The following is a 25,425-nucleotide window of genomic DNA, read 5'->3' on the forward strand; positions in this document are numbered from 1 at the left end:
GAGGGATCTCCGTACTGACGGGAAGGGAGGGGAAGGTCAGAGCGCGTACGGGATCGTCGTGGGCGGGCCGCGCCGGTGGACCGTGTGGCGGAGCAGGACGGGGCGGGGGGTGCGTGGGCCGTCGGCCGGTGGGCGGACGGGGTCCGGGGCGACCGGTTCGCCGTACCCCTGCCACCAGGCCGCGAGGCCCGGTACGAGCGTGGCCGTCCGGCGCAGGAGCGACCACAGGGCGGCCTCGCCGCGCCGCAGCCACCAGGTCAGCAGGACAGCGGCCGAGACGTGGGCCGCGGTGGCGTGCGGGGTCAGGGCGTGCGCGTGCGTGTGGGTCATGCGCATGCCGTGCATGACCATCACCGTGTGCGGTCGCACGGAGCCGAAGGCCAGATGCAGTCCGCCCTGGGAGGTGAGCGTCGCCGCGCCGATGGCCCCGAGTGACCGTTCCCGGCCGCCGAGCAGCCACCCGGCCGCGAACACCGGTACGAACCCGGCCGCCTGTGCCCACACCGGCGGCGCCATACCGGTCGCCAGTGTGTGTCCTCCGGCGGCCAGCAGCACACAGAGCGCGGCGAGCACCGCCGCGCGCAGGCTGCGGACCGCTGGGGACGCCCTCATGGCGACCGATACTGCCACGTGTGGCCGAAGCCCCGCCCACGGGTGCGGTCAGTAGATATCACGTACATAGCGCTTCTCGGCGGCGAGTTGCTTCACATAGGCCGCCGCGCCCGCCTGGTCCAGGCCGCCGTGGAGGGCCGCGATGTCCCGGAGCGCCTGGTCGACGTCCTTCGCCATCCGGGAGGCGTCGCCGCACACATAGAAGTGGGCGCCGTCCTGGAGCCAGGACCACAGCAGCGGGCCGTGCTCGCGCATCCGGTCCTGGACGTACACCTTGGCGCGCTGGTCGCGGGAGAAGGCGGTGTCCAGGCGGGCGAGGGTGCCGTCCGCGAGGAACCCGGTCAGCTCCTCCTCGTAGTAGAAGTCGGTCGCCCTGTGCTGTTCGCCGAAGAACAGCCAGTTCGGGCCCCGGTGGCCGAGCGCCCGGCGCTGCTCCAGGAAGCCGACGAAGGGCGCGACACCGGTGCCGGGGCCGACCATGACCATGGGCGTGGCGGAGTCGGCCGGCGGTCGGAAGTGCGGGGAGCGCTGGACGTGGACGGGCACCGGGGTGTCCGCGGCGGCGTCGGCGAGGAAGGGTGAACAGACGCCCTGGCGGGGCCTGCCGTGCAGGTTCTCGTAGCGCACCACGGAGACGGTCAGCGAGACGAGGTGCGGGTCGGTCAGCGGGCTGGACGATATGGAGTACAGGCGCGGCTGGAGGCGTCCGAGGGTCTGCGCCCACTCCTGCGGGCCGGCCTTCACGGCGTACTCCGTGATCACGTCCACGGCCTGCCTGCCCCAGCCCCACTTGGCGAGCTCGTCCTTGTTGTCCGGGCGCAGGAGCTTCTTCAACTCCCTGGCGTCCCCGGTGCGTTCGGCGACGAACCGGAGCAGGCCGGGGGTGATCCTGGTGATGTCGAGGTGGCGCCGGAACGCCTCGCCGAGCGCGACCTCGCCCACGCCGTTGACGTCCACCGCCGCCCCGGCGTCCAGACCGGTGACCGCGAGCCACTCCTCGACCAGGTCGGCCGAGTTGAGCGGCCGGATGCCGAGGGCGTCACCCGCCTCGTACAGCAGCGGGCTCTCGGCGTCCCGGGTGTCGAAGGTGAACCTGCGGACCTCCTTGCCGGCGCCGGGCAGGCTCAGCAGGCGGTTGCCGGTGAGGCGGGCGAGGACGGGGGCGGGCTTCTTCGGGCGGGGCGGGGTGACGGGGAGGGTTGGGAGGGCGGGGGCGGAGGGGCGTGAGGGCGGACCGGCGAGGGCGAAGGACGTACCGGAGGCGGCCGTCGAGGGGCGGGAGTGTGCCTCGGCCTCGCCGGACAGGGCCGTCAGGACCTGGTCCAGCCAGCCATGTGCCGCGTCCTCGAAGTCCGGTTCGCAGTCCGTGCGCGGGGCGAGCCGCAGCGCGCCCAGTTCGTCGAGGCGCTGGTCGAGGCGGCGGCCGTGCCCGCAGAAGTCGTCGTACGACGAGTCGCCGAAGGCCAGCACCGCGTACCGACGGCCCTCCAGGCGGGGGGTCCCGGGGTCGGCCAGGGTCTCCCAGAAACCGCTGCCGTTGTCGGGGGCGTCACCGTCGCCGAAGGTGCTGGTGATCAGCAACAGGTCGGCGCCTGGCGGCAGTTCGCCGAGGTCGGCCTCGTCCATGCCGAGCAGGGAGGCGGGGTGGCCGACCGTCTTGAGCCGCTCGGCGGTGGCGGCCGCGAACTCCTCGGCGTTGCCGGTCTGCGAGGCCCACAGGATGACGACCTCACGGCGCAGCTGTGTGGCCGAGGGCTGTGTGGTCGCCGCCCGGGAGTACATCCCTGCGAGTGTGCCGTTCACCCACAGAGCGTGTTCGGGGCTGAAGGGCGCGTCGGGCGGCAGCACCGGCACCCCGGGCGCCCCGGCGGGGACCCCGGCGAGGAAGCCGACCAGGTACTGGCGTTCCTGAGCGGTGAGGACGGGCGGCGGTGCGGGGTCGAGGCCGAAGACGGACGCGGCCGTGGACGCGGCCGGAGCAACCTCAGCGACCTCATGCCCAGTTACCGAACCCGGAGCCGGCACGGCCCCCGGTGTCCGCAAGGCCACCGGCGTCGGCACCTTCGTGAGCGACACCGCGCACACCTTGAACTCCGGCTGGAACGACAGCGGATCGACGGCGTCGTTCGTCACCGCGTTGACGCTCAGGTACTCCCCGAACAGGTCGTTCCAGTGGAAGGGCGCGAAGCAGCACCCCGGCCGGACCCGGTCCGTCACCACGGCCGGCAGCACCGCCCGCCCGCGCCGCGAGGCCACCTCGACCGAGTCACCGTCGACCACTCCGAGGGCGGACGCGTCCTGCGGATGCAGCTCCACGAAGGGCCCGGGGTTCAGCTTGTTCAGCTTCGCCACCTTGGCCGTCTTGGTCAGCGTGTGCCACTGGTGTTGGAGCCGCCCGGTGTTCAGGACGAAGGGGTAGTCGTCGTCCGGCATCTCGGCCGGCGGGATGTGCGGCCGGGCGTAGAAGACGGCACGCCCGCTCGCGGTGGGGAAGCTCAGCGAACCGTCCTGCGCCACGTACCGGATGGGGTTCCGGTCCGGCCCGTCCGGACTCGCCGCGGGCCACTGCACCGGTGTCTCCCGCAGCCGCTCGTAGGAGACCCCGCGCAGATCCCATCCCGTCTTCGGGTTCCACGCCCGCTTGATCTCCTCGAAGACGTCCTCGGCGCTGTCGTACGAGAACCCCTTCTCGTACCCCATCTCGCAGGCGACGGCGGCGATGATCCGCCAGTCGGCCATCGCCTCGCCGGGCGGGTCGGCCACCGCCGGGGTCAGCGTGAGGTTGCGCTCGCTGTTGACGAAGACGCCCTCGCCCTCCGTCCACAGCGCACCCGGGAGCACGACGTCGGCGTACGCGTTGGTCTCGGTGTCGGCGAAGACGTCCTGCGTGACGACGAACTCGGCGGCTTCCAGGCCCTCGATGACCGTGCGGCGGTTGGCGACGGAGGCGACCGGGTTGGTGCAGATGATCCAGCACGCCTTGACCTCGCCGTCGGCCATCTTCTGGAACATCTCGACCGTGCCCTTGCCGACGCCGTCGGCGCGCAGGGTGTCCGGGGGCAGCTCCCAGAGCTCCTCCATGAAGGCCCGCTCGTCGTCGACGAGGACAGACCGCTGGCCGGGCAGTCCCGGTCCCATGTAGCCCATCTCGCGGCCGCCCATGGCGTTGGGCTGGCCGGTGAGGGAGAAGGGGCCGCTGCCGGGGCGGCACAGGGCTCCCGTGGCGAGGTGGAGGTTGACCAGGGCGTTGGTGTTCCAGGTGCCGTGGGTGGACTGGTTGAGCCCCATGGTCCACAGGCTCATCCACTCACCGGCCGAGCCGATGAGCCGCGCCGCCTCCCGGATGTCCTCCTCGGCGAGGCCGGTCATGCCGGCCACCGTGGCGGGCGGGTAGTCGGCGAGGAATTCCGGCATCGCCTCCCAGCCCTCGGTGTGGGAGGCGATGAAGTCGGGGTCGATGTCGCCGTTCGCGTGCAGCAGATGCAGCAAGCCGTTGAGGAGCGCGAGGTCGGTGCCCGGCTTGATCTGGAGGTACAGGTCCGCCTTCGCGGCCGTGGCGGTGCGTCGCGGGTCGACGACGATCACCTTGGCGCCCGCCGACTTCACCCGTTCCATCATCCGGAGGAACAGGATGGGATGGCAGTCGGCCATGTTGGAGCCGATGACGAAGAACAGGTCGGCCTGCTCGAAGTCCTGGTACGAGCCGGGCGGGCCGTCCGCGCCGAGCGACAGCTTGTATCCCGTGCCGGCGCCGGCCATGCACAGCCGCGAGTTCGACTCGATCTGGTTGGTGCGCAGGAATCCCTTGGCGAGCTTGTTGGCCAGGTACTGGGCCTCCAGGCTCATCTGCCCGGACACGTAGAGCGAGACGGCGTCGGGGCCGTGCTCGTCGACGATCTCCCGCAGCCGCCGGGCCGTCTCGGTGATCGCCACGCCGACGGCTTCCGGCACCGGCTCCTCACCCCGCTCGGGCCGCACCAGGGCCGTGGCCAGCCGCCCCGGTGCCGCCAGCAGGTCGGCGGTGGTCGCGCCCTTGGTGCACAACTTGCCGAAGTTGGCGGGATGCTCCTTGTCGCCGGACGCCTTCAGGACCGTACGCCGTCCGTCCGGTCCGGTCCCGATGTCGAGGACCAGGCCGCAGCCCACACCGCAGTACGAGCAGACCGTCCGCACCACGGGCACGCCTCCTGACCTCAGCCGACTCGATCTCCACCGACCGTACGAAACGCCCATTACACAGATGTCTCCCGTGCCGTTCATCAGGGGTTACACCGCACGCACACCGCAGCGGCCAGTGTTGTGAGCGCCATCGGGGGTGAGAGGGGCCCCGATCCGACGCGCCACAAATTTGGAACGGTTCCATTTCTTGAACCATTCGTGTTTGTGGGGGTAGGTTGGTCGCATGACCGCCCCCCAGCTTCCGAACACCGCCGATGAGCTGCGCGGTGCCGGCCTGCGGGTGACGGCCGCGCGCGTCGCACTGCTCGAGACCGTCCGGGCCGGTGACCACCTCCCGGCCGACGCGATCGCCACAGGTGTGCGCGACCGTCTCGGCCACATATCCCTCCAGGCCGTGTACGAGGCCCTGCACTCGCTCACCGCGGCGGGTCTCGTGCGCCGCCTCGAGCCGCCCGGCAGCGCGGCACGGTTCGAGGGACGGGTCGGGGACAACCACCATCACCTGGTCTGCCGGTCGTGCGGGGCCGTCGTCGACGTCGACTGTGCCGTCGGTCACGCGCCCTGCCTGACGGCTTCCGACGACCGCGGCTTCTCGATCGACGAGGCCGAGGTCATCTACTGGGGCCTGTGCCCCGACTGCTCCGCCCAAAGGCTTACTTCAGCACCCTGATCAAGGCTTACTTCAGCACCGTGATCCACCCAGTTCGGAAGGACTTCCATGTCTGAGAACCACGACGCAATCGTCACCGACCCCAAGCCCGAGGGCACCGGTGGCTGCCCGGTCGCGCACGGGCGCGCCCCGCACCCCACCCAGGGCGGCGGCAACCGCCAGTGGTGGCCGGAGCGGCTGAACCTGAAGATCCTCGCCAAGGACCCGGTCGTGGCGAACCCGCTGGGTGCGGACTTCGACTACGCCGAGGCGTTCCAGGCCCTCGACCTGGACGCCGTGAAGCGGGACATCGCCGAGGTGCTGACCACCTCGCAGGACTGGTGGCCCGCGGACTTCGGCAACTACGGCCCGCTGATGATCCGGATGGCCTGGCACAGCGCCGGCACCTACCGCATCAGCGACGGCCGCGGCGGTGGCGGCCGCGGCCAGCAGCGCTTCGCGCCGCTGAACAGCTGGCCGGACAACGGCAACCTGGACAAGGCCCGCCGTCTGCTGTGGCCGGTGAAGAAGAAGTACGGCCAGTCCATCTCCTGGGCCGACCTCATGATCCTCACCGGCAACGTCGCCCTGGAGACCATGGGCTTCGAGACCTTCGGCTTCGCCGGCGGCCGCGCCGACGTCTGGGAGGCCGACGAGGACGTCTACTGGGGTCCCGAGACCACCTGGCTCGACGACCAGCGCTACACCGGCGACCGTGAGCTGGAGAACCCGCTCGGCGCGGTCCAGATGGGCCTCATCTACGTCAACCCCGAGGGCCCCAACGGCAACCCGGACCCGCTGGCCGCGGCCCGCGACATCCGCGAGACCTTCCGCCGCATGGCGATGAACGACGAGGAGACCGTCGCCCTCATCGCCGGTGGTCACACCTTCGGCAAGACCCACGGCGCGGGCCCGGCCGACGCGGTCGGCAACGACCCCGAGGCCGCCTCCATGGAGGAGCAGGGCCTGGGCTGGAAGTCCACCTACGGCACCGGCAAGGGCGGCGACGCCATCACCTCCGGTCTCGAGGTCACCTGGACCACCAAGCCCACCCAGTGGAGCAACGACTTCTTCGACATCCTCTTCGGCTACGAGTGGGAGCTGACCGAGTCCCCGGCCGGCGCCAAGCAGTGGGTGGCCAAGGACTCCGAGGAGATCATCCCGGACGCCCACGACGCGTCGAAGAAGCGTCGGCCCACGATGCTCACCACCGACCTCTCGCTGCGCTTCGACCCGATCTACGGCGAGATCTCCAAGCGCTTCCACGAGAACCCGGACCAGTTCGCGGACGCCTTCGCCCGCGCCTGGTACAAGCTGACCCACCGTGACCTGGGCCCGAAGTCCCTGTACCTCGGCCCGGAGGTCCCGGCCGAGACGCTGCTGTGGCAGGACCCGCTGCCGCAGGCCGAGGGCGAGACCATCGACGCCGGTGACATCGCGGCCCTGAAGGCCAAGGTCCTGGAGACCGGCCTCACGGTCTCGCAGCTCGTCTCCACCGCGTGGGCCTCGGCGTCCACCTTCCGCGGCAGCGACAAGCGCGGCGGTGCCAACGGCGCCCGCATCCGCCTGGAGCCGCAGCGCGGCTGGGAGGTCAACGACCCCGAGCAGCTCACCCAGGTGCTGCGCGTCCTGGAGGGCATCCAGGCCGACTTCAACACCGGTGCCAAGAGGGTCTCCCTGGCCGACCTGATCGTCCTCGCGGGTGCCGCGGCGGTCGAGCAGGCCGCCAAGGACGCCGGCTACTACGTGGAGGTCCCCTTCACGCCGGGCCGTGTGGACGCCACCGAGGAGCACACCGACGTCGAGTCCTTCGCGGCGCTGGAGCCGGTGGCGGACGGCTTCCGCAACTACCTCGGCAAGGGCAACCGCCTGCCGGCCGAGTACCTGCTGCTCGACAAGGCGAACCTGCTCACCCTGAGCGCCCCCGAGATGACCGTCCTCGTCGGTGGTCTGCGTGTCCTCGGCGCCAACCAGGGCGGCACGGCGCACGGCGTCCTCACCGACCGTCCGGGCGTCCTGACCAACGACTTCTTCGTCAACCTGCTCGACCTGGGCACGACGTGGAAGTCCACCTCCGAGGACCAGACGGCCTTCGAGGGCCGTGACGCGGAGACGGGCAAGCTGAAGTGGACCGGCACCCGTGCCGACCTGGTCTTCGGCTCCAACTCCGAGCTGCGCGCGCTCGCCGAGGTCTACGCGAGCGACGACGCGAAGGAGAAGTTCGTGAAGGACTTCGTCGACGCGTGGGTCAAGGTCTCGAACCTGGACCGCTTCGACCTGGTCTGAGCATCCGCATGACGCGGGGGCCGGTCCACACGGACCGGCCCCCGTGCCAGGTCTAGGCGAGCGTGGCCATGAACTTCCCGAGCCGCGCGATCCCCTCGCCCAGTTCGTCGGCCGAGGCCGCGTAGGACAGCCGTACATGCGTGTCGGCGGTGGCCACCCCGAAGTCCCGCCCCGGCGTCAGCGCGACGTGCGCCTCCCGCAGCGCCCGCCCGCAGAACTCCCACGAGGTGAGCCCGGTGCCGCTGACGTCGAAGTAGACGTAGAACGCCCCGTCCGGCGGCACGGGCACCGGCAGCCCGATCTGCTCGAGGCCCTCCAGGACGAGGGCCCGCCGTCGCCCGAACTCGGCCCGCCGCTCCTCGCACACGGCGAGCGACTCGGGCGTGAAGCAGGCGAGCGCGGCGTACTGGGCGGGGGTGGAGGCACAGATCATGTAGTTCTGGGCGAGCCGCTCCAGGGCGGGCACCAGCGCCTCGGGCACCACACACCAGCCCAGCCGCCAGCCGGTCATCCCGAAGTACTTCGAGAAACTGTTGATGACCACGGCTTCAGGGTCGTACGACAGCACACTGCGCGGCGGCCGCCCGTGCTCGTCGTGGTCGCCGAGGTCGAGGTAGATCTCGTCGACGATCCGCCAGGCGTCCCGCTCCCGGGCCAGTTCGCAGATGGCCGCCAGCTCGTCGGCCGGGACGGAGGTGCCGGTCGGGTTGGAGGGGCTCGCGACCATGATGCCGCGGGTGCGGTCCGTCCAGGACGACCGTACGGAGGCCGCGTCCAGCTGGTACCGGGACCCGGCGCTGGTGGGCACGAGCGTGACCCGCGCCCCGAAGCTCTCGGCGATCTGCCGGTTGCAGGGGTACGACGGGTCGGCGATGAGCACCTCGTCCCCGGGATCGACGAGCGCGGCGGCACCCAGCACCAGCGCGGCCGACGCCCCGGCGGTCACGACGACCCGGCCCGGATCGACGTCGACGCCGTGCCGCTCACCGTAGAACCGCGCTATGGCCAGCCGCAGTTCGGGCAGCCCGAGCGCCCCCGTGTACGTCATGGGCCTGCTCCCCACGGCCCCCCGCAGCGCGTCCAGCACGGTCGGCGGCGCCCCGAAGTCCGGTTCCCCCAGACTGAGCTTGACGACGTGCTGCCCCTCGGCCTCCAGCGCCGCGGCGTGCTTGCCGAACTCCATCGCGTAGAACGGCGCGACGGACTGGGCGCGTTGCGAGATCCTCATACGGCGGGCCTCCCGGGGGGCGTGTGATCGAGGGCTCCAGAAGGGCCACGCAAGGGTGCGGTGTGTCAGCGACATCGTGCCGCAGGAACCCGAAGCCGGGGTAATCGTGTGCCGCGGGGTCCACCGGGAAGGTGGTTGTTCGGGCTCGCTCGGCCCCGTGACGTTCCCGCTTCATGACCCCTTCGGAGATCCGGCGTGACACTCGGCGGCATACCCGCACCTTCCGCACAGGACACCGCTCCCGACCCGGAGGCGCGCAAGCAGCGTCTGCGCCGTCGCCTGGAGCGGTTGATCGGCGTGGCCGCCACCGAGGGCAACGACCTGGTGCCCCTGCGCAACGGCGACGAGATCTTCCCCGCGATGCTCGGGGCGATCCGTTCGGCCCGGCACACCATCGACATGATGACGTTCGTGTACTGGCGGGGGCAGATCGCCCACGACTTCGCCGACGCGCTGGCCGAGCGCGCCCGCGCGGGGGTACGGGTGCGACTGCTGCTCGACGGCTTCGGCGCCAAGGAGATCGAGCGGCGGTTGCTGGACCTCATGAGTGCCGCGGGCGTGCAGGTGGCCTGGTTCCGCAAACCCGCGTGGCTGTCGCCGTTCAAGCAGAATCACCGCTGCCACCGCAAGGCCCTCGTCGTCGACGAGGGCACCGCCTTCACCGGCGGCGTCGGCATCGCCGAGGAATGGTGCGGCGACGCGCGCAACCCCGCCGAGTGGCGGGACACGCACGTTCAGGTGCGCGGTCCGGCCGTCGACGGCATCGCGGCCGCGTTCGCGCAGAACTGGGCCGAGTGCCACGACGAACTCTTCGACACCCGGGACCGCTTCACGGAACACGCGCAGGCGGGGTCGTCGGTGGTACAGGTCGTCCGCGGCTCCGCCAGCATCGGCTGGCAGGACATGCAGACGCTCATCAGGATCATGCTCAGCTCCGCCGAGGAACGCTTCAGGCTGGCCACCGCCTACTTCGCTCCGGACGCCTACTTCATCGACCTGCTGTGCGAGACCGCTCGTCGCGGCGTGCGGGTCGAGATCCTCTTGCCCGGTCCCCACACCGACCAGCGCGCCTGCCAACTGGCCGGCCAGCACCACTACACGCGTCTGCTGCGGGCCGGGGTGCACATACGCCAGTACCAGCCGACCATGATGCACGCCAAGATCATCACCGTGGACTCGGTGGCCTCGCTCATCGGATCCACCAACTTCAACCGCCGGTCCATGGACCACGACGAAGAGGTGATGCTCGCCGTCCTGGACGAGGAGTTCACCGCCTCCCTCGACCGGGACTACGAGGCGGACCTCGAGCGCAGTGTGGACATCGACCTCCATCGGTGGAGACGGCGGGCCGTGCTGCAACGCGTCGGGGAAGCCGCGGTCGGACCGATCCGCCGCTTCCTGTGAAACGCACGAGGCGGCGCGGCGACCACGACGCACGGACAACGCCGCCCTCTTTGCCAGCACCGACAGAGAGTCCTGCCATGGATGACGCAGACGGTCGTACCGCCCGTTGGTGGACGGCGCTGCGCCGGACGCCGGTGGCCGTCTGGAACGACGACGTCACCGACTGGGCCGCGGCGCTGACCTATTACGCGGTTCTGGCCCTGTTCCCGTCGCTGCTGGTGATCCTGTCGATTCTCGGTCTGGCCATGCCCACCGCCGAGCCGGGCGTCATCGACCGCATGGTGCAGGCCACTCCTGCCGCGTCCCGTGCCCTGCTGCGCGGCACCCTGCGGCAGATGGCCGGGCAGGAGGCGACGGCGTGGACGCTGATCTTCGCCGGAGGGACGGGTGCCCTGTGGTCGGGGTGCAGCTATCTGAGCGTCTTCCGTCGCGCGCTGTACTCCATGCACCGCATCGACGCGGACCGGCCGGTCTGGCGTACCGCTCCGCGCATCGTCGCCACGGCCCTGGTGCTGCTCGCCCTGCTCCTCACGTCGACGCTCGCACTGCTGCTCAGCGGCGGCCTCGTCCGGCGTCTGGGCAGCGCGCTGGATCTCGGCACCGGACCGCAGGCCGCCTGGGACACACTGCGGTGGCCGGTCATCGCCGCGGTGGCCGTCGCCCTGGTACTCGTTCTGTACCGTTCGGGCCCGGGGTGCTCCCGCCCCGTCGGGCGGATGGCGCCCGGCGGCACCTTGGCGGTGGCCCTTCTGCTCGCCGTCTCCCTCGGGTTCGCCCTGTACACCTCGCATGTCGGCACGTACAGCCGTCTGTACGGCTCGCTCGCGGGCGTCGTGGTCTTCCTGATCTGGTTGTGGCTGTCCAACCTGGCACTTCTGGTCGGCGCCCAGTTCAACGCGGAACTGGCGAAGGAGCCCGGTCACGGGGAATGAGCGGAGTGCGGCTGCGGTGAGTGTGGGTGAGCGCGTCCCTCCCGACCGCCCTTGCGGACGCGCTCCCCGAGAGACCGGGCGGCGATGGGCCGGCCCCCGAGGTCACCGTGGCCACGGCGATGCCCCTGCACCCGGGCGGCCGGATCCGCGTGCGCACACCGTGATCCGCCGCACGGTCGAGCGGGAGGCGAACGCCCGAGCAACGGTCATGGGCGAGGCCGGACGCTCGCGCCGGCCGGTGGCGGACGCCTCGCCGGGTTCTCCCCGCACGCCGCCGACCGGCTTCTGCCCGAGGGGCCCAGCAGGCGACGGGCGCCCATCCGCGGACGCCTCTCCCGCCCGCACGCACGGCGATCACGGCGGCGGTGATTCGCGCCCACCCGGGCCAGGCGTCACAGCAGTCAGACGACCGGCTCGAACAGCACGGTGCGGTCGAAGGCACCCCCGTGCCGGCGACCCTCCGAGTGGCTCTACCACATGGTCGGGAAACTCGGCCCCGAGCTCCGACTCGACCTGAACGACGCCGACAGGCCACGCCGAGGCGGGGAACCAGCCACTCGCACTTGCACTCTGAAACCGATCGGTTTACTGTACTGGAAACCGATCAGTTTCTCACGTGGAGGCGGACATGACCGCACTGAAGCCCGGCCAGACGTCACGCCCCACCATCGACATCCCGGGGACCACCAGCCACGCCCTGACCCCGCGCGCAGGGCATCACCGTCACGAGGGAACCCTGCGCTACCTCAAGGCGGGCACCGGCGCTCCCCTGGTCCTGCTGCACACCGTGCGCACGCAGGCCGAGCACTTCCGCCTCCTCATCCCGCTGCTCGCGGACCGGTACACCGTGTACGCCCTCGACCTGCCGGGGATGGGCTACTCCGAGATCGTGCCCGGGGCGTCCTACGACGAGCCGGCGATGCGCGCGGGCGTCGAGCGGCTGCTCACCGAACTCGACCTCCACGACGTGACGCTGGTCGGAGAGTCCATGGGGGCGGTGCTCGCCCTGACCACCGCGGCCGACCTGCCGGAGCGGGTACGGCGCGTCATCGCGGTGAACACGTACGACTTCCCCGGCGGAATCGCCCGGTCCAGTCTTCTCGCCCGTGTGGTGGTCAGCGGAGCTCTCGCACCCGGAGTGGGCCCGGTGATCGCCGGCGTGGAGCCCAGACCCGCCCTCCGCAAGATCCTGCAGGGCGGCCTCGGCGACAAGAGCGCCCTGCGCGAGGACTACGTGGACGAACTCCTCCAGGTGGGCGCCCGCCCCGGCTACCCGACCGTCGCCCGGGCCGTGTACCAGGCCCTGCCCAGCCTCATCGCGGCCCGCTCCCGCTACCCGGAGGTCAAGGCCCCCGTCCACTTCGTCTACGGCGAGAAGGACTGGTCCCGCGTCTCGGACCGCGAGGCCAACAAGCACCTCCTGCCGACCGCCGACTTCACCCAGGTGCCGAAGGCGGGCCACTTCATCGCCCTGGAACGCCCCGACGTCCTGGCCGACCTGCTGACCGCGACGGCGTAGCACCCGGGACACCCGCGACACCGAGGCCGCGCCCACCGACGGACCGTGAGCGGCCCCGCCGAGACGGCGGCCCCGGTGCGGTCACATGGGGGGTCAGGAACGGCCTGAGGGAGTGAGGGAAAAGGCCAGGTCAGAGCCGCCTTCTTGACTCATCGCGAGGCGTGCGGACGCCCAGAGCGTCAAACGAGCGTCACGACCGATTGCCCGTCCTGCCCACTCGGGCAGACCGAGCTGCTAAGAGCCTCTCTCACGTGAGACACCGGCTCGCTCAATCATGACCCGCGCCGAGGGACCTCCGGAGCGCAGACGCCGAGGACCTCGCGCTCTACCCGGAGAAGTTCCGGCGTCGTCTGCCGGAGTCGCTGGATGAGTTGTCCGGCCCGGCCCAGGGGATCGTGGAGCTGCCGCTGCGCATGGCCTGGTCGGGGATGACCTCGTACGACCTGACCAAGCCTCGCACCGGAAGGCGGCGAGCCGGTGGTCTACACGGCAGGGGACAGCTTTGCCAGCTCAGCGCGGCAGTATGAGGCGATGGGACCGGGCGGCTACCGCCCGGTCCCATCGTGCTGCTCGTCTTCAGGCGGGGTGCGGGTCGTCGACCACGTATCCGCGCCGCTTGTCCACCACGTTGCGCAGCGGTCGGCCCCCGAGGTGGCGGGCGAAGTTGTCGAGGAACACCTCGACGAGTGCCTCCCGCTCGCTGGTGGTCTCGCCCGCCGTGTGTGGGGAGATGATCACGCCGGGCATGTCCCACAGTGGTGATTCGGCAGGCAGCGGTTCCTGAGCGAACACGTCCAGGGCTGCGCCGGCGAGCCGTCCGGCGGCGAGGTGGTCGACCAGCGCCTCCTCGTCGACGAGTCCGCCCCTGCCTACGTTGATCAGCCGCGCCCCCGGCTTCATGGCGGCGAGCACAGGGGCGTCGACCATGCCCCGGGTGTCCTGGGTGAGCGGGGCGGCCAGGACGACGTAGTCCGCTTCTGTCAGGGCGGAGCGTAGGGTCGTCGCGCCGTGGACCGTGCCGAAGTCGGGGTCGTCGGTGCGGGACTTGCGGCCCGCACCGCTCACCCGCATCCCGACGGCGCGCAACAGTCCGGCGATGGCCCGGCCGATCGGCCCCGTGCCCCAGACCAGCGCGGTGCGTCCGGTGATGCCGTCACTGGGGCGCGGACGCCACTCGCGGCGCCGCTGGTGCTCCCACGTGCCGGGGAAGTCCTTGGCGAGGGCGAGGATCAGGCCCAGGACGTACTCGGCGGTCGGCTGCTCGTAGACCCCGCGGGCGTTGGTCAGGACAACGTGCGGATCGTCCACCAGGGCGGGGAAGAGGAAGGAGTCCACGCCCGCAGAGGACGCGTGGACCCAGCGGGGCGCCTTCTGCGGATCGTCGGGCCACGCCTCCCGGATGGCCGGGGTGATGTTCACCCAGGCCAAAAGGACGTCGGCGCCGGGGAGGAGGTAGGGCAGTTCCTCCTCGGTCGCGTAGACGGTGTCCGCGAGGCGTTCGATGCGTGTGGTGGCGGGGGGCCGGTTGCCGCGGTAGAGGACGACGAGTCGCTCGCGCATGTCAGGCTCCGACGGGGACGGCCAGGTACTTGTACTCCAGGAACTCGTCGATGCCGACGCGTCCGCCTTCGCGGCCCAGGCCGGACTGCTTGACGCCGCCGAAGGGCGCGGCGGGGTTGGAGACCAGTCCGGTGTTGATGCCGATCATGCCGCTTTCGAGACGTTCGGCGACACGCAGGGCACGGTCGAGGTTCTGGGTGAACAGGTAGGCGGCCAGGCCGAATTCGGTGTCGTTGGCGGCGGCAACGGCCTCGTCCTCGGTCTCGAAGGTGCGGATCGCGGCAACGGGGCCGAAGATCTCGGTGTCGATGATCGCGGCGTCGGGGGCGATGCCGGTGAGGACGGTGGGCGGGTAGAAGCAGCCCGGCCCTTCGGGGAGTTCACCGCCGGTCAGGACGGTGGCACCGCGCTTGACGGCGTCCTGCACCAGGTCGTGGGCCTTACTGCGGCCGGCGGCGTCGATGAGGGGGCCGACGTCGGTGCCGGGTTCGGTGCCGGGCCCGACGGTGAGGGCGGCCATGCGGGCTGCGAGGCGGGAGGCGAACTCCTCGGCGACGGAGGTGTGGACGAAGATGCGGTTGGCCGCGCAGCAGGACTCGCCCATGTTGCGCATCTTGGCGACCATGGTGCCCTCGACGGCGGTGTCGAGGTCGGCGTCGTCGAAGACGAGGAGAGGAGCGTTGCCGCCCAGTTCCATGGATGTGCGGATGACGGTGTCGGCGCACTGGGCCAGCAGGATCCGCCCGACCTGGGTGGAGCCGGTGAAGGAGAGCTTGCGGATCTTCCCGCCGCGAAGGAGGGGTTCGACGACGCCGGCGGCGTCGGAGGTGGTGACGATGTTCAGCACACCGGCCGGCAGGCCCGCTTCGGTGAGGATCTCCGCCAGTGCGAGGCTGGTCAGGGGGGTCTGGGGGGCGGGTTTGAGGACGATGGTGCAGCCGGCGGCGATGGCGGGGCCGATCTTGCGGGTGCCCATCGCCAGGGGGAAGTTCCAGGGGGTGATGAGCAGGCAGGGGCCGACGGGCTGACGGGTGACCAGCAGACGGTTCCTGCCGTCGGGGGCGGTCATCATGCCGCCGTCGATACGCACGGCTTCCTCGGAGAACCAGCGGAAGAACTCCGCGCCGTAGGCGACCTCGGCACGCGCCTCGGCCAGGGACTTGCCCATCTCCAGGGTCATCAGCAGCGCGAGGTCCTCGGTGCGCGCGATGATGATGTCGTAGGCGCGGCGCAGGATCTCACTGCGCACGCGCGGCGGGGTGGCGGCCCAGGCGGCCTGCGCGGCGAGGGCCACCTCGGCGGCACGCCGGCCGTCGGCGGGTGAGGCGTCGGCGACCTGGCACAGTTCCTCGCCGGTGGCCGGGTTGTCGACGGACAGGGTCCGTCCGGACTCCGCGTCCTGCCAATCGCCGCCGATGAACAGCTGCTTGGGAACATCACGGACGACAGTCATCGTGGGTATCTCCTTGTAGGTGTAGAGAGGCTGCCGACCGGTCAGCGGATGCGGTCCAGCGTCTTGTAGTAGGCGCCCGCGAAGGGCAGGAACCAGGCAGTGCCGTTGTAGAGGGGGATGCGGGGCGGAGCGAGGTCGCGGACGGGGCTGACCTCGGGGTGGCCGTCCATCACCTCGGCCATGACCTGCCCCATGTGGGTGGCCATCTGCACGCCGTGGCCGGCGTATCCCATGGAGTAGTGGACGCCGTCCTCGGTCTGTCCGGCGTGCACGATGCGGTCCATGGCGAAGCCGACGGAGCCGCCCCACACGTACTCGATCCTGGTGCGGGAGAGCTGGGGGAAGATCTCGCACATCTCACGGAACAGAACCTGTCCGCTCTTCTTGTCCGAGGTGGGGTCGGACGGTGCGAAACGGGCACGGCCGCCGAACAGCAGCCGGTTGTCCGGAGTGAGCCGGAAGTAGTGGCAGACCTTGTTCGAGTCGACGATGAGGCGGGCCTTGGGGATGATGTCCCGGGCGAGTTCCTCGCCGAGCGGCTCGGTGACGATGATGAAGCTGCCCACGCAGACCTGCTGGCGGCGCAGCCACGGGAAGTTCGTGTCGGTGTAGGCGTCGGTGGCCATCATGACCTGTCCGGCACGGATGACGCCGCGCTCGGTACTGACCTCGAACCGGCCGGCGGCGGTACGCCGCACGCCGATGGCAGCGTTGCGCTCGTGGATCTCGACACCGGTGCGCTCGCATGCCTCCGCCACACCGCGCACGAAGCGGCCGACGTGCAGTGCGGCGCTGAACGGGTCGAGCAGGCCGCCGTGGTAGGCGTCGGATCCGATCTCGGAACGCAGCTCGGACTTACCGATCAGAGTGGTCTCGTGTCCGAAGTGCTTGGCCAGGTCGCGCTGTTGGGCCTTCTTGCCTTCGAAGTGGGCGGGGCGGGACGCGACGCCCAGGCGTCCGACGCGGCGGAACTGGCAGTCGATGGACTCCTCGTCCACCAGCCGTTCGACGGTGTCCACGGCCTCGCCGTAGGAGTTGTAGATCTCGCGGGCCCGTTCGAGTCCGTACCGGCGGATGGCCTGGCGTACGCCGATGGTGAAGCCCAGGTTGGCCATGCCGCCGTTGCGCGCGGAGGCACCGGAGCCGATCTGGCCCTTCTCGACGAGGGTGACGCGGGCGCCCTTGCGGGCGGAGTGGAGGGCGGTGGACAGGCCCGTCAGGCCGGCGCCGACGACCACCAGGTCGGTGTCCTCGGTCAGCGGCTTGCCGGACCGGTCGGGAAACGCCCCGGCGGTTTCTATCCAGTAGGGAATCGTCTTCATGTCGGGTCCTTGACGGGGAGTTTCGAAGTGGGGGCGGGGAGGACGCGCTGACCGTCCCGTTGGCCGCCGAGTTTGCGGACGAGGGCGACCAGGGCGATGAGGAGCGCGCTGACGGTGACGGTCAATGCGACGTCGAACTGCTGGGTGTTGAAGACCAGGACCGGCAGGGTGCGGAGTTATGTCACCCGCAGTCGGTCGGCGTCTTCTCCGGACCCGCTGCCGGAGCCGCTCCGCGTGTCCGGAACGCTTCTACAGCACCCTTTCGAGGAAAGCCTGGGTTCGTTTCTCGCGTGGGTTGGCCAGCACTTCGCGTGCGTCGCCGCGTTCGACTGCGATGCCTTCGTCCATGAACAGCACTTCGTCGGCGACCTCGCGGGCGAAGCCCATCTCGTGGGTGACGAGGAGCATGGTCATTCCGTTGCCGGCGAGGTCGCGCATGACGGCGAGTACCTCGCCCACGCGCTCGGGATCCAGGGCGCTGGTGGGTTCGTCGAACAGCATGATGGTGGGCTCCATCGCCAGCGCGCGGGCGATGGCCACGCGCTGCTGCTGGCCGCCGGACAGTTGGGCGGGGTACTTGTGGCCGCACCCTTCAAGGCCGACCTTGGCCAGCAGTTCTTGTGCCCGCTCCCGGCAGGTGGCGCGGTCCTTCTTCTGCACCAGCACCGGTCCGGACATGACGTTGCTCTCGGCGGTCATGTTGGGGAACAGGTTGAACTGCTGGAACACCATGCCGATGCGGGCGCGCTGCTCGGCCAGCCGCTTGGGGCGCACGGCGTGGTAGGCGTCGTCCTTCTCGACGTAGCCGAAGTCCTCTCCGTTGACCTTGAGGACTCCGCGGTCGACGGTCTCCAGGCCGTTGACGCACCGCAGCAGGGTCGACTTGCCCGAGCCGCTGGGCCCGATGATGCAGGAGATCTCACCGGCCGCGACGGTCAGGTCGATGTCACGCAGGACCTGGTGACGTCCGAAGCTCTTGCACAGCTTGCGTGCGACGATCGTTCCGTCGGCGTTCACAGCAGCGACTCCCTCGTGACGGGAACGGGCCGGCCGGCCCCGGGCCCGGCCGAGGTGGCGGCCGGGGTCAGCCGCGCCCGGGTCGAGCGGGAGAACCGGCGCTCGATCATCGACTGCGGCACGCTCAGCACCAGCGTCATGATCAGGTACCAGAGGCTGGCCACGATCAGCAGCGGGATCGTCTGGTAGGTGCGGGCGTAGATCGCCTGTGCGCTGTTCAGCAGGTCGGCGACGCCGAGCACGCTCACCAGCGAGGTCTCCTTGAGCATGCCGATCATCTGGTTGCCGGTGGCCGGGATGACCGCCGGCATGGCCTGCGGGATGATCACGTGGCGGAGCTTGGTGAACCCCGACATGCCCAGGGACTCCGCGGCCTCGTGCTGCCCACGGCTGACCGAGGCGAAGCCGCCACGGATGATCTCGGACATGTAGGCGGCCTGGTTGAGCGACAGCCCCACGATGGCCGCGGTCATCGGGGTCATGATCGCGTTCACGTTCACCGGCGTGGAGATGCCGGTGAACGGGATGCCGATCGACAGGTTCGGGTACAGCGCCGCGATGTTGAACCAGAAGACCAGCTGCACGAGCACAGGGGTGCCACGGAAGAAGGTGATGTAGAGCTGGGCGAGCCCAGAGACGGGCCGCTGGTGCGACATGCGCATCACCGCCAGCACCAGCCCCAGCAGGGTGCCCAGAGCCATGCTCGTCACGGTCAGAAGCAGCGTGATCAGCAGGCCGTTGAGGATGGTCTGCGTGGTGAAGTAGCTGAACACCACCGGCCAGCGATAGTTCTCGTTCGTCACCGCGGTCCACACCAGACCTGCGACGATCGCGACGGCGACGGCCCAGGCGACGTAGTCGCGCGGACGCTTCGGCGTGATCCGCTTCTTCTCTTCGGCCCGTAGTTGTGGCACCGGTCCGCCCCTGGTCGTCGTGGTCTCGATCACGTCCATCGGCCTGTCAGTCCTGCGGGACGGCCATGGCCGCGGACTTGACCCCGAGATCATCGAAACCCCAGCGGCCCAGCGCCTGGGCGTACTTGGGGCTGTCGATGATCGACTGGATGGCTGCCTTCACCGCGGGGGTCAGCGGTGAGCCCTTCTTCAGGCCGACGGTCACGGGCTTGGTGGTCACCAGGGGCTTGAGGACGTCGAAGGTCTTGGGCTGTTGCGCGTCCGCCCACTCGAGCGCGATGAAGTCGTACATGACCGCGTCGATCCGCTTGGAGACCAGCTGGGTGAGAGCGTCGTTTACGCTGGGCAGGGACACCGCCTGGATGGCCGGCTTGCCCTTGCTCGTACAGTCCTGCTTGGACAGCTGGGGCAGCCACTGCAGCTGCTGGGTGGTGCCGGAGGTGACTCCGACGCGGTGCCCGCACAGCGTGTGGGTGCCCAGCTTCTGCGGGTTCCCGTAGGGGACGGACACTCCGGTCCCGGAGTTGACGTAGTCGACCATGTCGAGCGCCTTGAGCCGGTCCTTCGTGGCGCCCATGGTGGAGGCGGTGAAGTCGTACCGGTTGGCCTGCAGTCCGGTGATGATGGTGTCGAACTTGACGTTGTTGATCTGAAGCTTCAGACCGAGCTTGGCGGCGATCAGCCGGGCCAGGTCCGGGTTGAACCCGATCGGGGTCTTGTTGTCCGATGCCATGAACATGGTGGGCGGGTACGACAGGTCCATGGCCACCGAGAGCGTGCCCTTGGCCTTCACCGCTGCGGGCAGCAGCTTCACCGCGTTCTGGTCCGGCTTCACACCGACCGAGATGTCGTCGGTGTGCTCGGCCGACGAGCCGGATCCTCCGCCCTGTGCCGTGCTGTTCGCCCCTACGTTCTGCCCAGTGGCGCCCGCCCCGCACGCGGCGAGCGCGAGGGCCAGGGCGGTCGTGACGATCGGGATGCTCAAGTGCCTGTTGACCTGCAGGGCTGCAGCCCGGGCGCCTGCGGTGCGGAGTACGGTTCTGCGGGGGTTGATTTCCATGGCGGTGCCTCCTGGGGAACGCTGGGGATACGGGAGATACGGGGAATCCGTGATGCGGGGACGATGTGCGGGGCGGACGGGGGTGGTGGGACGTCGTCCGTCAGCGGCCGGAGTCGCGCAGGGCTCATGGGCGGCCGCGCGAGACCGGGCGACTGTCGGGAAGGTGCTGGGTGACCGGGGGTGCGTCGCGCGTCAGATGCCCAGCATCTGGTTGAGCTCGTTCAGGGACTTGACGGTCACGTAGTCATAGCCGTGGGTGACCGGGTCACAGCCGCGGTCCAGGAGGACGAGGTTGCGGAAGCCCATGTCGTGCATCGGCATCAGGTCGTAGCGGGTGTGCGAGGAGACGTGCACGAAGTCCTCGGGGGACGCGTCGAGCTGGTCGAGCATGTACTCGAACGCTGCGTACCGGGGCTTGTAGTAGCCGGCCTGCTCCGCAGTGAAGACCGCGTGGAAGTCGGCCCCGAGCCGGGGCACGCTCTCCTCGAGGAAGGCGTCATCGGCGTTGGAGAGGATCACCAGCTTGTAGTTCTCGCCCATCTTCTTCAGCGGTTCCGGCACATCCGCGTGCGGGCCCCAGCTGCGCACGCCGTCGGCGAACCGCTTGCCGGCGTCCGGGGCGGCCTTCACGCCCCACTTGTGGCAGACCCTCTCGAAGGCGTCCTGCAGAGTCTGCTCGTAGGGGTGGTACCTGCCAAGGACCGAGTCGTAGCGGTAGCCGCGGAACTCCTTGACGAACTGGTCCCAGTGCTCGGCCGGGATCTGGTCGCCGACGAGTTCACGCGTGATGGGGGTCATCGGCCACTCGATCAACGTGCCGTAGCAGTCGAACGAGACGTACTTCGGCCGGAACTGGAACGAGGGAAGGGGCATGGAAGTACTCCACTTTCTTGCTTCGGGAACTGGTCAGGGTCGGCGCGGCCTTTGACCATGTTCCTGACAGGAATCTCGGGAGGGGGGTGATGACGTCGTCGTGAGGGGGGTGATGACGTCGACAAGCGCCGGGGATCAGGCGCCGCCGACTCCTGCCGGAGCGAGGAAGCCGACGGGGTGCTCCGTGGTGCCGTCGAGCGCCAGGTCGGCGGCGATCTCTCCCATCGCGGGCGAGGTCTTGAAGCCGCTGCCGGAGAAACCGGCCATGACGATGATGTCGTCCTCGCCGGGGAGATGACCGACGAGCGGGTTTCCGGACTTCGTGTAGCCCTCCATGTAGGCCGACATCCTGATGGGGTCGGGGTTCAGGTCGGGCATGAGTTCACCGATGAGCTCGCGGAAGGTGCCGAGTTCCTCGGGCCGGACCGTACGGTCGAGCCGTTCGGGCTCGGGCACCGGCGCATGGTGTCTGAAGGAGAGACCGAGCTTGACGGAGATGCCGTCGGGCGACGGGATCCCGAAACAGTCGTGGGGTGCGGCGCGCACGAAGGGAGGAGCACCGCCCGCGAACCAGTCGTGGCGGGTGGGCAAGTGCCAGGAGCAGACCACCCGGCGGACGTCGATGGTCCGGGGAAGGTCAGGGAGCAGGGTGTTGACCCAGGGGCCCACGGTCACCACGGCGGCGTCCACGTGGTCCGTGCCCTGGTCGGTGACGACCCGAACCCCGCCGCCCGCTGCCGGGACGACCTCCCGCACCGTGGTGTAACGGTGCAGCAGGGCGCCCAGGTGCTCGGCCCGGGCGGCAGCGGCCTGGATGGAAGCCTCCGGCCTGATGACGGCACCCAACCGGTCGAGGACGGCGATGTGTCCGTCCGGGAGCCGGTGCTGCGGGTAGCGGCGGGCGAGTTCCTCCCGGTCCAGTACCGCGTGATCCAGCCCCTGGGCGGTGCTGGTGGAGAGGAGGAGGCTCATGGAAGGTGAGGAGGCGTCCCCCATCACCAGGCTGCCGCTGCGGCGTCGCAGCGACCGGCCCGTCTCTGCCTGAAGCTGCTCCCACATCCGGTCTGCGAGCCGCAGCAGAGGAATGTACGCGGGCTCGCCGAGGTGGGCGGCTCGGTAGATGCGGCTCTCGCCCCCGGCCGCGCCTCGGTCGTGACCCGGTGCGTACCGGTCGTAGCCGATGACCTCGGCTCCGCGGGCGGCCAGTCGCCACATGGCCTGGCTGCCCATGCTGCCGGCACCGATCACGGCGACGCGCTTCGGGATGCGCATGAGGTCGCTCCTCTCGATGGTGGGGTGGGCGGCAGTCGGGCCCCAGCACGGTGCGAAACACCGTGCGGACCATTCCGGTCCAGGATCCTGCTGGGGATGGCGTTCACTCTCCGCCCGAGGGAACCTGCAGGTCAACCCACACTGTGTTCCGCCTTGGGGCCTTCTCGAGACGGTCTGTCACTGCGGACGGCCGGACTGCACGAATGACGGCCCTCCTCTTGTCACGATGGGTGGCTGATGCCAAGGTGAGCCCGATCCCCTCGGATGAAAGCACCCCCTATGCCGCCCAGACCTCCCGCACCCGGGCACTTCCCCACGCTCAGGGAGGTACTGCGCCTGCCCGTGCTCGCCGAAGGAATGCCGCGCGTGCTGGCCGGCGAGTCACAGCTGGACGGCCCGGTGCGCTGGGTGCATGTCACCGAGCTGCTCAACCCCGCCGATTTCCTGGAGGGCGGCGAGCTGGTGCTGACGACCGGCATGCCGCATCCCGAGGACGCCTCCGAGCTGCGCGGCTACGTCGACCAGCTCGCGGACGTCGGCGCGGCCGGCCTGATCGTGGAGCTCGGTTACCGGTACCAGAAGGTGCCCCACGAGCTGGTGGCGGCGTGCCGAGCCCGTGACGTGCCGCTGGTCGAGTTGGCCCGTGGCGTCCGGTTCATCGACGTCACGCAGACGGTGCACGCGCTCATCCTCGACGCCCAGGGGGCCCTGCTGCGCCGCGGGCGGGACATCCAGAACATTTTCACCGCCCTGACACTGCGGGGCGCGGACCCCGAGGAACTGGTGCACGCCACCGCGGAGCTCACCGGAGCCCCCGTGGTGCTGGAGGATCTCACCCACCGGGTCCTGATGTGCGAGCTGCTCGGCCGGCCGTACGAGCCGGTGGTGTCGGCCTGGTCGCGGCGTTCGCGGGCCGCCCCGACGCCGGAGAGGATCACGCCGAGCGGCCCGGAGGGATGGCTGATCGCGCCGGTGCAGGACCACCACGGGCCGTGGGGGCGGCTGGTCCTGCTGGAGGACCGGCTGAACGCCGAGCCCGACCCGGAACACGTCCTGGTGCTGGAACGTGCGGCGATCGCGCTGACCATGGCGCGCCTCGCCGGGCGTGCCTGGTGGGACCGCCGGGCCCACCGCTCGGTACTGCGGGACCTGTACGAACGGCGTTTCCGGTCGCCGGCGGACGCCCGCGCCCGCGCCGAGGCACTAGGACTGCCCACCCTTGGACACCGCCTCTTCGCCGTGGTCATCCGCCACCCGTACACCGGCACTGATGGTGAGCACCTCGACGAACGGATCGCGAAGGCTCTGGCGCACACCGGCATCCGCGCCCTGGTCGGCGAGACTGCCCCTGGCCGCATCGGCGTACTCATGGCTCTGGCGCAGGCGAGCGCCTGGCAGCCGGCCGCCGAGCAGATCGGCCGTCTGACCCGGGAGGAGCTCGGACCGCGGGCCGTCGTCGCCGTCGGCCCCGGGGTGACCGACCTCGGCGGGATCGCCCAGTCGTGGCAGGAGGCGGAGCAGACGGCGGAGGCCATCACACCGGCCTCGCCGGAGCGGTGGTTCTACGTCCCCGCCGACGTCCGGCTGCCGGAGTTGCTGGGCGTCCTGCGCGAGGACACCCGTCTTCAGCGGTATGCGGAACGGCAACTGAGCCGCCTCATCGAGCACGACGGCCGCAATGGCGGCGATCTGCTCCCGGCACTGCGCGCCTATCTGGCGGCGGCCGGGAACAAGTCGGTCGCGGCGAAGCGCGCCGGCATGTCCCGGCAGGCGTACTACCAGCGCCTCCACACCATCGAACGGCTCCTCGGCTGTGACCTGGAATCAGGACTGCAGCGCACGTCCCTGCACGTCGCGGTGTTGGTTCTGGACGCCGGAGAAGCAGCTGTTCCCGGCGTGTGACGAGAACGTAGGCCGTAACCCGCGTCGTCTTGCGACGACCGGTGCCCGGAAGACGCCTTGTGCACGTGCGTCGTCTCCGACCTCAAGTTCACCTCATGGCCAGGGCGCGCGGGAGTGACCGGTGGGCGGCGCCGTCCCTGCCGCCCACCGCGGAAGAAAACATGGCTCAGAGGAGCTCGATCAGCTTGTCGGTGAACTCGGCGGTGGTCGCGGTTCCGCCCAGGTCACGTGTACGGGTATCGGTCTTGGCCAGGACCGTCGCGATCGTGTCCGTGATGTCCCTGGCCGCGGCTGGATGGCCGAGGTGGTCGAGCATCATGGCCGCGGACCAGATCGCGCCCAGCGGGTTGGCGATGCCCTGGCCTGCGATGTCGGGCGCTGAGCCGTGTACCGGCTCGAACATCGAGGGGAAGTCACCCTCGGGGTTGAGGTTGGCCGCCGGGGCGATGCCGATCGATCCGGCGACCGCGGCCGCGAGGTCGCTGAGAATGTCGCCGAAGAGGTTGGAGGCGACGACGACGTCGAAGCGGGCGGGGTCGAGGACGAACTTGGCTGCCAGCGCATCGATGTGCTCCTGGTCCCAGGTGACGCCGGGGTGTTCGACGGCCCGCTCGGCGATCAGCTCGTCCCAGAACGGCATGGTGTGAATGATGCCGTTGGACTTGGTGGCGGAGGTGAGCTTCCCTCGGCGGCGGGCAGCGAGCGAGAACGCGTAGTCGGCGATACGGGTGACCCCGGCCCGGGTGAACACTGCTTCCTGGACGGCCAGCTCCTCGGACGTGCCCTGGTTCAGCCGTCCCCCGATCTCGCTGTACTCGCCCTCGGCGTTCTCCCGCACGACGACGAGATCGACCTCGCCCGGCTGTGCGCCGCGCACCGGACTGTCGATGCCCGCGAAGACACGGACGGGCCGGAGGTTGACGTACTGGCGGAAGCTGCGCCGTATCGGGATCAGCAACCCCCACAGCGAGACATGGTCCGGCACCCCCGGGTAGCCGACGGCGCCCAGCAGGATCGCGTCCTTGTCGCGCAGCTGGTCGATCCCGTCGGCGGGCATCATCGCGCCCTCCCGCAGGTACCGCTCGCACGACCAGTCGTACGACGTGTAGGACAGGCTGAAGCCGTGGCGGCGGCCGAGAACATCGAGCACCTGCTGTGCTGGGGGCAGTACCTCGGCGCCGATGCCGTCGCCGGGGATCAGGGCAATGCGGTGGTTCGTCGTCATGCCGTCGATTGCAGCAAG

Annotated in this window: 19 protein-coding genes; 6 read left to right on the forward strand and 13 right to left on the reverse strand. The window is 70.1% G+C overall.

Going from position 1 to position 25,425, the window contains the following annotated elements:
• Window positions 1-36 precede the first annotated feature (36 nt).
• Together ACIRP7_RS37300 and ACIRP7_RS37305 are read right to left on the reverse strand one after the other, a co-directional pair.
• The gene (locus ACIRP7_RS37300; protein ID WP_403668831.1) at window positions 37-612 is read right to left on the reverse strand and encodes a hypothetical protein; all 576 of its coding nucleotides are present in this window, start codon (window positions 610-612) and stop codon (window positions 37-39) included.
• 48 nt (window positions 613-660) lie between these two features.
• Window positions 661-4,845, reverse strand: a complete 4,185-nt coding sequence (locus ACIRP7_RS37305) for a molybdopterin-dependent oxidoreductase (RefSeq protein WP_403668834.1) — start codon at window positions 4,843-4,845, stop codon at window positions 661-663.
• 169 nt (window positions 4,846-5,014) lie between these two features.
• Between ACIRP7_RS37305 and ACIRP7_RS37310 the strand changes: the two genes are divergently transcribed.
• Window positions 5,015-5,461 (forward strand): Fur family transcriptional regulator, encoded by a 447-nt coding sequence (locus tag ACIRP7_RS37310; protein WP_352382200.1) that lies wholly within the window; start codon window positions 5,015-5,017, stop codon window positions 5,459-5,461.
• Between the two features lie 48 nt (window positions 5,462-5,509).
• Window positions 5,510-7,726: a catalase/peroxidase HPI gene (gene katG / locus ACIRP7_RS37315; RefSeq protein WP_403668837.1), complete on the forward strand. Its 2,217-nt coding sequence runs from the start codon at window positions 5,510-5,512 to the stop codon at window positions 7,724-7,726.
• 52 nt (window positions 7,727-7,778) lie between these two features.
• On the opposite strand, the gene ACIRP7_RS37320 is transcribed toward katG, so the two are convergent.
• Window positions 7,779-8,954, reverse strand: coding sequence for a pyridoxal phosphate-dependent aminotransferase (locus ACIRP7_RS37320; RefSeq protein ID WP_403668840.1), 1,176 nt, complete (start codon window positions 8,952-8,954; stop codon window positions 7,779-7,781).
• A gap of 195 nt (window positions 8,955-9,149) precedes the next feature.
• Here ACIRP7_RS37320 and ACIRP7_RS37325 point away from each other — a divergent pair, with 195 nt between their 5' ends.
• The 3 genes from ACIRP7_RS37325 (at window position 9,150) to ACIRP7_RS37335 (ending at window position 12,809) form a co-directional block, all read left to right on the forward strand.
• Window positions 9,150-10,358: a phosphatidylserine/phosphatidylglycerophosphate/cardiolipin synthase family protein gene (locus ACIRP7_RS37325; RefSeq protein WP_403668843.1), complete on the forward strand. Its 1,209-nt coding sequence runs from the start codon at window positions 9,150-9,152 to the stop codon at window positions 10,356-10,358.
• Window positions 10,359-10,435: 77 nt separating this feature from the next.
• Window positions 10,436-11,290: a YihY/virulence factor BrkB family protein gene (locus ACIRP7_RS37330; RefSeq protein ID WP_403668846.1), complete on the forward strand. Its 855-nt coding sequence runs from the start codon at window positions 10,436-10,438 to the stop codon at window positions 11,288-11,290.
• Window positions 11,291-11,918: 628 nt separating this feature from the next.
• Window positions 11,919-12,809 carry an alpha/beta fold hydrolase gene (locus ACIRP7_RS37335; RefSeq protein ID WP_403668849.1) on the forward strand — a complete coding sequence of 297 codons (891 nt, stop codon included), beginning with the start codon at window positions 11,919-11,921 and terminating at the stop codon, window positions 12,807-12,809.
• 576 nt (window positions 12,810-13,385) lie between these two features.
• Here ACIRP7_RS37335 and ACIRP7_RS37340 read toward each other — a convergent pair.
• From ACIRP7_RS37340 to solA, 9 genes are all read right to left on the reverse strand, one after another.
• Window positions 13,386-14,369, reverse strand: coding sequence for a D-2-hydroxyacid dehydrogenase (locus ACIRP7_RS37340; protein ID WP_403668852.1), 984 nt, complete (start codon window positions 14,367-14,369; stop codon window positions 13,386-13,388).
• 1 nt (window position 14,370) lies between these two features.
• On the reverse strand, window positions 14,371-15,822 hold the full coding sequence (locus ACIRP7_RS37345) for an NAD-dependent succinate-semialdehyde dehydrogenase (protein WP_403668854.1): 1,452 nt from the start codon (window positions 15,820-15,822) through the stop codon (window positions 14,371-14,373).
• 41 nt (window positions 15,823-15,863) lie between these two features.
• Entirely contained in the window at window positions 15,864-17,144 is a 1,281-nt protein-coding gene (locus ACIRP7_RS37350; RefSeq protein ID WP_403668857.1) for an NAD(P)/FAD-dependent oxidoreductase, read from the reverse strand.
• On the reverse strand, window positions 17,141-17,269 hold the full coding sequence (locus ACIRP7_RS37355; protein WP_403668859.1) for a hypothetical protein: 129 nt from the start codon (window positions 17,267-17,269) through the stop codon (window positions 17,141-17,143). The genes ACIRP7_RS37350 and ACIRP7_RS37355 overlap by 4 nt, the downstream gene beginning before the upstream one ends.
• 124 nt (window positions 17,270-17,393) lie before the next feature.
• Window positions 17,394-18,161 (reverse strand): amino acid ABC transporter ATP-binding protein, encoded by a 768-nt coding sequence (locus ACIRP7_RS37360; RefSeq protein ID WP_403668861.1) that lies wholly within the window; start codon window positions 18,159-18,161, stop codon window positions 17,394-17,396.
• Window positions 18,158-19,114, reverse strand: a complete 957-nt coding sequence (locus tag ACIRP7_RS37365; protein ID WP_403668863.1) for an amino acid ABC transporter permease — start codon at window positions 19,112-19,114, stop codon at window positions 18,158-18,160. The genes ACIRP7_RS37360 and ACIRP7_RS37365 overlap by 4 nt, the downstream gene beginning before the upstream one ends.
• A gap of 7 nt (window positions 19,115-19,121) precedes the next feature.
• Entirely contained in the window at window positions 19,122-20,135 is a 1,014-nt protein-coding gene (locus tag ACIRP7_RS37370; protein WP_403668865.1) for an ABC transporter substrate-binding protein, read from the reverse strand.
• Between the two features lie 192 nt (window positions 20,136-20,327).
• A complete protein-coding gene (locus ACIRP7_RS37375) occupies window positions 20,328-21,008 on the reverse strand; it encodes a haloacid dehalogenase type II (RefSeq protein WP_403668867.1) in 681 nt (226 codons plus the stop codon).
• A 135-nt stretch (window positions 21,009-21,143) separates the two neighbouring features.
• The gene (solA, locus tag ACIRP7_RS37380; protein ID WP_403668870.1) at window positions 21,144-22,280 is read right to left on the reverse strand and encodes an N-methyl-L-tryptophan oxidase; all 1,137 of its coding nucleotides are present in this window, start codon (window positions 22,278-22,280) and stop codon (window positions 21,144-21,146) included.
• 279 nt (window positions 22,281-22,559) lie between these two features.
• Between solA and ACIRP7_RS37385 the strand changes: the two genes are divergently transcribed.
• Window positions 22,560-24,182 carry a PucR family transcriptional regulator gene (locus ACIRP7_RS37385; RefSeq protein WP_403668873.1) on the forward strand — a complete coding sequence of 541 codons (1,623 nt, stop codon included), beginning with the start codon at window positions 22,560-22,562 and terminating at the stop codon, window positions 24,180-24,182.
• A 166-nt stretch (window positions 24,183-24,348) separates the two neighbouring features.
• Here ACIRP7_RS37385 and ACIRP7_RS37390 read toward each other — a convergent pair whose 3' ends face one another.
• Window positions 24,349-25,407, reverse strand: a complete 1,059-nt coding sequence (locus tag ACIRP7_RS37390) for a tartrate dehydrogenase (protein ID WP_403668876.1) — start codon at window positions 25,405-25,407, stop codon at window positions 24,349-24,351.
• Between the last annotated feature and the right edge of the window lie 18 nt (window positions 25,408-25,425).

The organism is Streptomyces sp. NPDC102270, assembly GCF_044766405.1.
GTDB lineage: Bacteria > Actinomycetota > Actinomycetes > Streptomycetales > Streptomycetaceae > Streptomyces.

Bases quoted from the DNA above. Each gene is read 5' to 3' on its own strand.
- ACIRP7_RS37300 (WP_403668831.1), bottom strand. From the start codon at position 612: ATGAGGGCGTCCCCAGCGGTCCGCAGCCTGCGCGCGGCGGTGCTCGCC.
- ACIRP7_RS37305 (WP_403668834.1), bottom strand. From the start codon at position 4,845: ATGGGCGTTTCGTACGGTCGGTGGAGATCGAGTCGGCTGAGGTCAGGA.
- ACIRP7_RS37310 (WP_352382200.1), top strand. From the start codon at position 5,015: ATGACCGCCCCCCAGCTTCCGAACACCGCCGATGAGCTGCGCGGTGCC.
- katG (WP_403668837.1), top strand. From the start codon at position 5,510: ATGTCTGAGAACCACGACGCAATCGTCACCGACCCCAAGCCCGAGGGC.
- ACIRP7_RS37320 (WP_403668840.1), bottom strand. From the start codon at position 8,954: ATGAGGATCTCGCAACGCGCCCAGTCCGTCGCGCCGTTCTACGCGATG.
- ACIRP7_RS37330 (WP_403668846.1), top strand. From the start codon at position 10,436: ATGGATGACGCAGACGGTCGTACCGCCCGTTGGTGGACGGCGCTGCGC.
- ACIRP7_RS37335 (WP_403668849.1), top strand. From the start codon at position 11,919: ATGACCGCACTGAAGCCCGGCCAGACGTCACGCCCCACCATCGACATC.
- ACIRP7_RS37340 (WP_403668852.1), bottom strand. From the start codon at position 14,369: ATGCGCGAGCGACTCGTCGTCCTCTACCGCGGCAACCGGCCCCCCGCC.
- ACIRP7_RS37345 (WP_403668854.1), bottom strand. From the start codon at position 15,822: ATGACTGTCGTCCGTGATGTTCCCAAGCAGCTGTTCATCGGCGGCGAT.
- ACIRP7_RS37350 (WP_403668857.1), bottom strand. From the start codon at position 17,144: ATGAAGACGATTCCCTACTGGATAGAAACCGCCGGGGCGTTTCCCGAC.
- ACIRP7_RS37365 (WP_403668863.1), bottom strand. From the start codon at position 19,114: ATGGACGTGATCGAGACCACGACGACCAGGGGCGGACCGGTGCCACAA.
- ACIRP7_RS37370 (WP_403668865.1), bottom strand. From the start codon at position 20,135: ATGGAAATCAACCCCCGCAGAACCGTACTCCGCACCGCAGGCGCCCGG.
- ACIRP7_RS37375 (WP_403668867.1), bottom strand. From the start codon at position 21,008: ATGCCCCTTCCCTCGTTCCAGTTCCGGCCGAAGTACGTCTCGTTCGAC.
- solA (WP_403668870.1), bottom strand. From the start codon at position 22,280: ATGCGCATCCCGAAGCGCGTCGCCGTGATCGGTGCCGGCAGCATGGGC.
- ACIRP7_RS37385 (WP_403668873.1), top strand. From the start codon at position 22,560: ATGCCGCCCAGACCTCCCGCACCCGGGCACTTCCCCACGCTCAGGGAG.
- ACIRP7_RS37390 (WP_403668876.1), bottom strand. From the start codon at position 25,407: ATGACGACGAACCACCGCATTGCCCTGATCCCCGGCGACGGCATCGGC.